We start from the raw sequence: 9,144 nt of genomic DNA on the forward strand, positions 1-9,144 counted from the left end.
CAAACGAATGAACTGTCCTATAATCTCTTCCTAACTCCTCGGATATTTGATTAATCGATGAATTCTTGAGATTTTAATTATGTAAACATCTCTCCTAAAGGTATTCGCCTTTTAGCGAATATAGTTCCAGTTAGGTCGTTAAAGTGTCTTTTACACGAATTACATCTGTATACTTTACTAACATCTTTCGAACCACAATATGGGCAAGTATATCTATCACTCCATCTAATCTCCCTTATAATTGCAATACACTCCTCATCCTTTGGTATGAATAACTTATATACTTCGACGCTCATAAAATTATATATCGCGATTATTATTTATATATGTAATTGTAAGTGAAGATGAGCGATAACCATTAATAACTATTAAAAGAATTCATACACAACTTCGTTTCATTCAGAATCCTCTCGTAGTTGATATTCTTCATCCTCATTTATTATAACTCCATTTTTGGTTCTTGGTGCTATATCTTTTATTACCTTCATTAAATTATCTTCATCTTCTCCTATAATTTTAACTTCAATTCCTCCGTGTATGTCTCTATCAAAATTCACATTACCTGCATATCCCGCCTGTTTGTTGATAAAAAACCTCGTATAATTTCCAACAACCCCATTTTCCAAAACCATCCTTGCCGCATCTAAAATTGCCTGACTTCTTAAGAGTTCTTTAAACCTATCGATGTTCTTTGTTTCTCCTTCCCAATAACTATATTCTTCATTAAACTCCAACTCTACCTTTGGGAATATCTTTAGTATTGCCCTTTTTACCTTTTCTTTATCCTCTGTTGGTTTTACCTTCGCCTTTATCTTAACTATCATGTTATCCCTCAAAAATCTCTTCCATAATTTGAATTGCTTTTTCTATATCTTCATATTTTGTTGCATAGGAAAATCTTACATAATTTTTCCCATTTTCCCCAAATGCTATCCCAGGAACGCATAAAATTCCATTTTCAATTAATTTTTTTGCTACCTCTACACCATCCCCATACTCTGAAACGTCTGGAAATACATAAAACGCCCCTTCAGGCTTATAGACCTTAAATAATTTTTTCAATCCATCAACTATTAAATCTCTCCTTCTTTTAAATTCTTTAACCATGTCTTCAACACATTTTTGACTTCCCTTCAATGCTGCCAATGCCCCATATTGGGCAAAGGAGGTAGCACAAGCAAAACCATACTGGTGGATTTTTATCATATTTTCTATTAAATTGTATTTTTCATTTAAACTCTCACCAACAGTAAGATAACCAATTCTCCAACCTGTCATAGCGTAGGATTTTGAGAATCCATTTATCAAAATGCAGTTATCGGTAAATTGCATAGGGGAATAGTGCTTTTTATCATATATTATCTTTTCATATATTTCATCTGAAATGATTACGATATTGTTATCTTCCGCTATTTCGCAGATTGCTTTAATATCCCCCTTATCTAAAACTCTTCCAGTTGGATTTGAAGGGGAATTTAAAATAATACATTTTGTTTTATTGCCTATTTTCTCATTCAGTTCATCAACGTCTATGTTAAATTCCTCATCCAAATTTATTGATTTGATTTCCCCCTCACATAACTCAGTTAATGAAAAATAAGAAACGAATCCAGGATTCGGAACCAAAACCTCATCCCCTTTATTTACCAAAGCCATTATTGATAACATCAACGCCTCAGATGCCCCACAGGTTACAACAACATTGTTTTGATTAACATCTAAGTTGTTATCATTCTTTAGTTTCTCGCATATGGCCTCTCTCAACTCAGGGATTCCATTGTTTGGAGTGTAGTGTGTTTTTCCTTCATCAAGGGCTTTTTTTGCTGCCTCAATTATATGCTTTGGAGTGTCAAAATCTGGTTCTCCAATCCCTAAATTTATGGAAGTTTCATTTGCCATGTTAAAAATCTCTCTTATTGCTGAGGGTTTTATGTTTTTACATCTATTGGATATCATATTCTCACCTATAAAAAATACAACTTAAAAAAACTTTTATAAAAAATGCACAACAAAACATATATATTTATTGTATAAACTTTATTTTAGGTTGTGATTATATAGTCGTTCTGCGAATATTTAAAAATTTTTGAAGAAAAAATTTGCAAACTTATTAAATAATTTATAATATTATTGTGGTGGTTGTATGGAAGAAAAAAAGATAAAATTAACTGAAATGGTAAAACTTCATGGTTGAGCATGCAAACTTCCCAGCACCGATTTAGAAAACCTTGTAAAGGGGATAGTGAGCAATGAGGAATTAATAAAATCAAAAGAAGTTATGGTTGGTTTAGGTGATGATGCAGCAGTAGTTAAAAGGAACGGTTTGGTTATAGCAAAGACTGTAGATGTATTTACACCGATTGTTGATGACCCCTACTTACAAGGAAGAGTGGCAGCGTGCAATTCAACAAGTGACATCTATGCAATGGGGCTTTTAGATATTGTTGGGGTTTTGGTAATTTTAGGTATTCCTGAGAATTTACCAATAGATACTGCAAAAGAGATGTTAAGGGGATTCCAAGATTTTTGTAGGGAAAACGACACATCAATAATTGGTGGACATACAATAATGAACCCCTGGCCGTTAATAGGTGGGGCAGTGACTGGTGTAGGAAGGGAAGAAGATGTCCTAACAAAGGCAGGGGCAAAGATTGGAGATATTTTAATACTAACAAAACCATTGGGAACACAAACTGCTATGGCATTGTCAAGGGTTCCAAAGGACTTTAGGGGTATGCTTGGTGTGAGTGAGGATGAAGAAGAATACATAGTAAATAAGGCAATAGAACTAATGACAACATCAAACAGAACTGCCTTAATATCCCTTAGAAATGTTGAGGAAAAGGTTGGAGAAAAGATTGCAAATGCCTTGACAGATGTTACTGGTTTTGGTATTTTAGGGCATGCAAATGAAATGGCAGAAAACAGTGGGGTTGTAATTGAGATAAACAAACTCCCAACAATCAAAAAAACACCAGAACTCAGCAAAATGTTTGGTCATCCATTGTTAGAAGGATATGGAGCAGAAACAGCAGGGGGATTATTAATCTCAGTAAAAGAGAGATACAAAGAAGAACTCATTGACGAGTTGATGAAAAACAACTGCTATGCATTTGAGGTTGGTGAAGTTGTAGGTGAGAATAGGGAAGGAAGAGCATACTTAAAGAACCCCAAGATCATTGAAATCTAATCGGTGCTGGGAAGTTAAAAAATAAAATTCCAAAAAAGATAGAACGCTTAAGGGGATACACCGAACCCATTTTGGGAGGTGTATCATTAAATAAAATAGGAATTTTATAAAAATTAACAACATAATGGTGAAAATATGCATCTCGTTGGTGTTTTAAGTATAGGAAAAGATATCATAAAAGCAAACAAAAAATTGGCAGATAAGAATAGGAAAAAATTAAATGAACATAACGTTGTGGCATTTGATTTTATGGGAGCAATTGGTAGTGGAAAAACAGCCCTTATAGAGTACTTAATTGATAGATTAAAAGACAAATATAAAATAGGTTGCATTGCTGGGGATATTATAGCAAAATTTGACGCTGGAAGAATGGAAAGACATGGGGTTAAAGTTATCCCTCTTAACACTGGAAAAGAATGCCACTTAGATGCCCATTTGGTAGGTCATGCCCTCCAAGATCTAAATTTGGATGAAATAGACATATTATTTATTGAAAATGTCGGTAATTTAATCTGTCCAGCGGATTTTGATTTGGGAACACATAAGAGGGTTATCGTTGTTAGTGTAACAGAAGGGGATGATACTGTTGAAAAACACCCTCTCATCTTCAAAACCGCTGATTTAGCAATTATCAACAAGATAGATTTGGCTGATGCTGTTGGAGCAGATGCAGAGAAAATGAAAAAGGATGCCAAAAAAATAAATGAGGATTTGGAGGTTATACTAACATCCCTAAAGACAGGAGAAGGTTTGGATAAAGTTGTTGAATATATAGAAAATGCAGTAAAAGAAGTCAGAGAAAAATAAATAGTGGTATTAATGATGGGTCTATCAAATCTTGAAGTAGAGAAGAGACTAAAAAAATATGGTTACAACGAACTCAAAGAAAAGAAAAAAGTTACATGGATTAAAATTTTATTGAGACAATTTTCTAATATTTTAGTTTGGATTCTCTTTGCAGCATCTGTTATATCTGTTTTTATTGGTGAGATACTTAATTTCTGGGTTATTATTTTTGTTCTATTTTTTATTGTAATCTTGGGTTTTATTCAGGAATATAAAGCAGAGAAGGCAATGGAATCTCTGAAAAAAATTGTTCAACCTACGGCTAAAGTTATAAGGGAAGGTAAAATAAGAAAAATACCCAGTAAGGAAGTTGTCCCAGGAGATTTACTGGTTTTAGAAATGGGGGACAAAATTCCTGCAGATGCAAAGGTTATTGAGGTAATTAATTTAAAGGTTGATGAGGCGATTTTAACTGGTGAGAGCAAACCCATAGTAAAGAAAAAAGATGATTTAATTTTTGCAGGAACGCAAATTGTTCATGGAAAATGTAAAGCTCTCGTTATAGCAACAGGTATGCAGACAAAATTGGGAAAAATTGCTGGAATGATTCAAGAAGTGGAGGAAAAAACCCCCCTACAAAAAAAAATAACAAAGTTAGGAAAGATATTGGCATTGATTGCCTTAATTGCCTGCGTAGTTATATTTATTTTTGGGGTTTTTGAAGAAGTTCCAATAGTTGAGATGCTGATGGTTGCCTTAGCATTGGCAGTTGCTGCCGTTCCTGAAGGATTGCCATTGGCTTTAACTTTAACTTTATCCCTTGGCATGCATCGCATGGCAAAGCAAAATGCCATAATAAGAAAATTGCTTGCAGTTGAAACCCTTGGCTCAGTAACGGTAATCTGCGCGGACAAAACAGGCACAATAACAAAAAATGAGATGACAGTTGAGAAAATTTTTGTTGATGATAAAATTTTTGATGTAACTGGAGTGGGTTATGAGCCAAAGGGGGAGTTTTTTGTTGATGGCAGGAAGGTTGATGTATATAAGGAGAAAAATTTAATTTTATTGTTAAAATCAGTAGTTTTGTGTAACAATGCCGTTCTTGAGGAAAAAGAAGGCAAATGGGGCATTATTGGAGACCCAACAGAGGGGGCATTAATTGTTGTAGGTACAAAGGCAAATTTATGGAAGGAAGATTTGGAAAAAGAATATCCAAGAGTGGGAGAGGTTATCTTTACCTCTGAAAGGAAGATGATGACTACCATACATAAAAAAGGTGAAGAAATTTTAGTTTTCTCAAAAGGAGCCCCAGAGATTATTTTGAAAAAATGCAAATTCATAAAGAAAAAAGATAAGATAGAGGAATTTAGTGAGGATGAAAAGGTAAAGATATTGGAAATAAATAAAGATTTTGCACGTTCTGCTTTTCGTGTTCTTGGTGTTGCATATAAAAAGGCATCTGAACTAACTCCTGAAAATATTGAAGAGGATTTGGTTTTTTTAGGTTTGGTTGCTATGATAGACCCACCAAGGGAAGAAGTAGGGAAGGCAATAGAGGCATGTAAAAAAGGAAAGATAAGAGTTATCATGGTTACCGGGGATAATGAGGAAACTGCAAAGGCAATAGGTAAGAAAATTGGGTTATTTGAGGAAAATAAAAAAATAAAAACGAAAATAAAGAATGAAAAACTTAAAAAATTTTTAGAGGATGGTGTTGTAACTGGAAGTGAATTAAACAAGTTGAGTAATGATGAACTTGAGAGTATCGTTGAAGATATTGTTGTGTATGCAAGAGTGGTTCCAGAGCAAAAGTTGAGGATTGTCAATGCATTAAAGAAGAAGGGGCATATAGTGGCAATGACTGGGGATGGAGTTAATGATGCCCCCGCATTAAAAAATGCTGATATTGGTATAGCGATGGGAGTTAAGGGGACTGATGTGGCGAGAGAAGCAAGCGATATGATTTTGCAGGATGATAACTTCTCCACAATAGTTGAGGCAATTAAAAATGGCAGGGCGATATATGAAAATATAGAAAAATTCACCTGCTACTTAATCTCAAGGAACTTTACAGAGGTAATTCTCATAGGTTTGGGAATAATCTTGCTTGGATTTGAATTTTTACCGCTATTACCGTTGCAAATTTTGTTTATAAATACATTTGATGAAGAGATGCCTGCAATAGCATTGGGTTTAGACCCTGCAAGGGAAGAAATTATGAACAAACCACCAAGAAAAGTGGGGCAGGGGATATTAACTAAAAGAAACTCTTTTTTAGTTTTTAGTTTGGCATTATTTATGGCAACTGTGGCTTTTTTAATATTTATTACCTCCAATCCAACAATTGGTATAGAAAAAGCAAGGACGATGGTTTTTGCCACCATAGTGGGCATGGTAATATTTAATACCTTTAACTTCAGGTCGTTAGATGAATCAATATTCAAAATTGGCATTTTTGCAAATAAATTGCTAATATTGGCAGTTGTTGTTATTTCTCTAACAACCTTATGCGTTATGTACATTCCATTTTTGCAGAGGATTTTTGAATTTACGCCTCTCAATTTAAAAGAATGGATTATTTGTTTGGTGGGGGCGTTTTCAACATTTGTGTTTATGGAAGTAATAAAATTATTCATGAGGAATAAAAAAACTAATCCTCCAATTCCTTAATATCCTCATAAAAATTAACCCCTCAGTTCCTTAATAATCTCATCAACAACCTCATTGGTCTTTAAGTTTCCTCCCAAATCAGGAGTTACTTTTCCTTTTTCTAAAACTTTCTTGACAGCGTTCCTTATTTTATCTCCTTTTTCTTTCATTCCAAAGTAGTCAAGCATCATCGCAGCACTTAGGATGGTAGCGATTGGATTTGCTATTCCTTTCCCTGCTATATCTGGAGCAGAACCATGGACTGGCTCAAATAATCCATACTTATCTCCAATATTTGCTGAAGGTGCTAATCCTAAGCCTCCAATCAATGCAGATGCCTCATCAGATAAGATATCCCCAAACAAGTTCGTGGTTACAATAACATCAAACATCTCTGGGCTCTTTACTAAATACATTGCAGTTGCATCAACTAAGTAATCATCGTAATCAACTTTGTCCTTATATTTTTCCCCAATTTCATTAAAAATCCTTAAAAAAAGCCCATCGGTAATTCTTAAAACATTTGCCTTATGTATGCAGGAGACTTTTTTTCTATTGTTTTTTATTGCATATTCAAACGCAAATTTTATTATCCTCTCGCTTCCCTTTTTTGAAATAACCCTCTCTGCAATGGCAATTTCTTTCTCTTCATCATAATACTCTCTTCCAACATAAACATCCTCGGTATTTTCCCTTATAATGACCAAATCAATATCTTTAAAATCATTAATTGGTCTTACATTTGCATATAGGTTTAATTCCTTCCTCAATGTTAATATTGGACTTCTATACTTCCCCTTATATTCTGTTGGTTTTGGGGAGGTTATTGCCCCAAATAACACGGCATCACATTCTTTTGCCTTTTCTATGGTCTCATCTGGGATGGCATCACCATATTTTTTTAAACACTCCAATCCTGCCTCAGCATAGATATATTCAAAATCTCCAACTTCATCCAAAACCCTAATTGCTGCTGGGACAACCTCTTTCCCTATTCCGTCTCCTTCTATTACGCAAATCTTTCTCATCACCAACACCAAAAATTTTTATACTTTATTTTTGTTATTTATAACACACTTATTTATTTATATCGTATAAAAATCATCATTATTTTAAAAAAATGAGGAGGATAAGCATGAATCCATCGGAAGTTCCAAGTTATGTAAGAGATGTTTTGATGAAACACCATAAATGGATGAAAGAGAGTATAAAGTTGATTGCAAGTGAAAATATTGCAAGTAGGGCTGTTAGAGAGGCGTGTGCAAGTGACTTCGCTCATAGATATGCAGAAGGTTTGCCAGGAAAGAGGTTGTATCAAGGATGTAAATACATTGATATGGTTGAAGAATTAGCAATAGAGTTAGCAAAAGATGTGTTTAATGCAGAGCATGCCAATGTCCAACCAACAAGCGGAGTTGTTGCAAACCTCGCTGTATTTTTCGCTGAGACAAAACCAGGAGATACATTAATGGCAATGGATGTTCCTAATGGAGGACATATAAGCCACTGGAAAGTTAGTGCTGCTGGAATTAGGGGTTTAAAAATAGTTCCACATCCATTTGATGAAAAAGAAATGAACATTGATGTCGATAAGATGATAAAAGAAATTTATGAACACAAGCCAAAATTAATATTATTCGGTGGAAGTTTATTCCTCTTCCCACACCCAGTTAAAGAGGCAGTTGATGCTGCAAAAGAGATTGGAGCAAAAATTGCCTACGATGGGGCACATGTATTAGGATTGATTGCAGGAAAACAGTTTCAAGACCCATTGAGAGAGGGGGCTGATTACCTAATGGGTAGTACACATAAAACATTCTTCGGTCCTCAAGGTGGGGTAATATTAACTAAAAAAGAATACGCTGAAAAGATTGATGAGAAAGTATTCCCAGGAGTTGTTAGTAACCACCACTTACACCACAAAGCAGGTTTAGCAATTGCATTGGCAGAGGCAAAGGAATTTGGAGAGGCATATGCAAAGCAGGTAATTAAAAACGCTAAAGCATTAGCACAGGCATTATATGAGAGAGGATTTAATGTTTTGTGTGAAGAAAAAGGATTCACTGAGAGTCATCAAGTTGTTTTGGACATAGTAGGTTCGAAGGATATATCCTTCTCCGCAAGTGAATTGGCAAAGATGTATGAGGATGCAAACATAATATTAAACAAAAACCTCCTTCCATGGGACGATGTCAATAAATCAGACGACCCAAGTGGTATAAGGTTGGGAACACAAGAATGTACAAGATTAGGTATGAAAGAAAGTGAGATGGAAGAGATTGCTGAGTTCATGAAGAGGATTGCAATTGATAAAGAGGATGTTAAGAAAGTTAGAGAAGATGTTAAAGAATTTGCAAAAGAATATTCAACAGTTCACTATTCATTTGATGGCGGAGATGCATTTGAGTATATAAAATTCTAAGTTATTTTATTTTTTTATCATTTAATTCTTTTAGGACTTTCGCAAATACATTTAAATACTTAGATTAACAATAAACCAGTTTCTTTACATAAAG

General features: G+C 34.4%; 8 protein-coding genes. 4 read left to right on the forward strand and 4 right to left on the reverse strand.

Annotated features, from left to right (window positions below; all coding sequences use genetic code 11):
- Positions 1–77: 77 nt before the first annotated feature.
- The 3 genes from METFODRAFT_RS10325 to METFODRAFT_RS08430 all read right to left on the reverse strand — a co-directional run bounded on the left by METFODRAFT_RS10325 (position 78) and on the right by METFODRAFT_RS08430 (position 1,956).
- Entirely contained in the window at positions 78–296 is a 219-nt protein-coding gene (locus tag METFODRAFT_RS10325; RefSeq protein WP_007045172.1) for a transposase, read from the reverse strand.
- 99 nt (positions 297–395) lie between these two features.
- Positions 396–824, reverse strand: a complete 429-nt coding sequence (locus METFODRAFT_RS08425; RefSeq protein WP_007045173.1) for an RNA-binding domain-containing protein — start codon at positions 822–824, stop codon at positions 396–398.
- 1 nt (position 825) lies between these two features.
- Positions 826–1,956: a pyridoxal phosphate-dependent aminotransferase gene (locus METFODRAFT_RS08430; protein ID WP_007045174.1), complete on the reverse strand. Its 1,131-nt coding sequence runs from the start codon at positions 1,954–1,956 to the stop codon at positions 826–828.
- Between the two features lie 187 nt (positions 1,957–2,143).
- Here METFODRAFT_RS08430 and selD point away from each other — a divergent pair, with 187 nt between their 5' ends.
- From selD to METFODRAFT_RS08445, 3 genes are all read left to right on the forward strand, one after another.
- Positions 2,144–3,190 carry a selenide, water dikinase SelD gene (gene selD, locus METFODRAFT_RS08435; protein WP_083820872.1) on the forward strand — a complete coding sequence of 349 codons (1,047 nt, stop codon included), beginning with the start codon at positions 2,144–2,146 and terminating at the stop codon, positions 3,188–3,190.
- Between the two features lie 135 nt (positions 3,191–3,325).
- Positions 3,326–3,997, forward strand: coding sequence for a hydrogenase nickel incorporation protein HypB (gene hypB / locus METFODRAFT_RS08440; protein WP_007045176.1), 672 nt, complete (start codon positions 3,326–3,328; stop codon positions 3,995–3,997).
- Positions 3,998–4,009: 12 nt separating this feature from the next.
- Positions 4,010–6,649: a cation-translocating P-type ATPase gene (locus METFODRAFT_RS08445; protein WP_007045177.1), complete on the forward strand. Its 2,640-nt coding sequence runs from the start codon at positions 4,010–4,012 to the stop codon at positions 6,647–6,649.
- A gap of 14 nt (positions 6,650–6,663) precedes the next feature.
- Here METFODRAFT_RS08445 and aksF read toward each other — a convergent pair whose 3' ends face one another.
- Positions 6,664–7,656: a homoisocitrate dehydrogenase gene (aksF, locus tag METFODRAFT_RS08450; RefSeq protein WP_007045178.1), complete on the reverse strand. Its 993-nt coding sequence runs from the start codon at positions 7,654–7,656 to the stop codon at positions 6,664–6,666.
- A 107-nt stretch (positions 7,657–7,763) separates the two neighbouring features.
- Here aksF and glyA point away from each other — a divergent pair, with 107 nt between their 5' ends.
- Positions 7,764–9,050, forward strand: coding sequence for a bifunctional serine hydroxymethyltransferase/L-allo-threonine aldolase (glyA, locus tag METFODRAFT_RS08455; protein ID WP_007045179.1), 1,287 nt, complete (start codon positions 7,764–7,766; stop codon positions 9,048–9,050).
- Positions 9,051–9,144: the final 94 nt, after the last annotated feature.

This window comes from Methanotorris formicicus Mc-S-70, from assembly GCF_000243455.1.
Taxonomy (GTDB): Archaea; AGJL01; Methanococci; order Methanococcales; family Methanococcaceae; genus Methanotorris; species Methanotorris formicicus.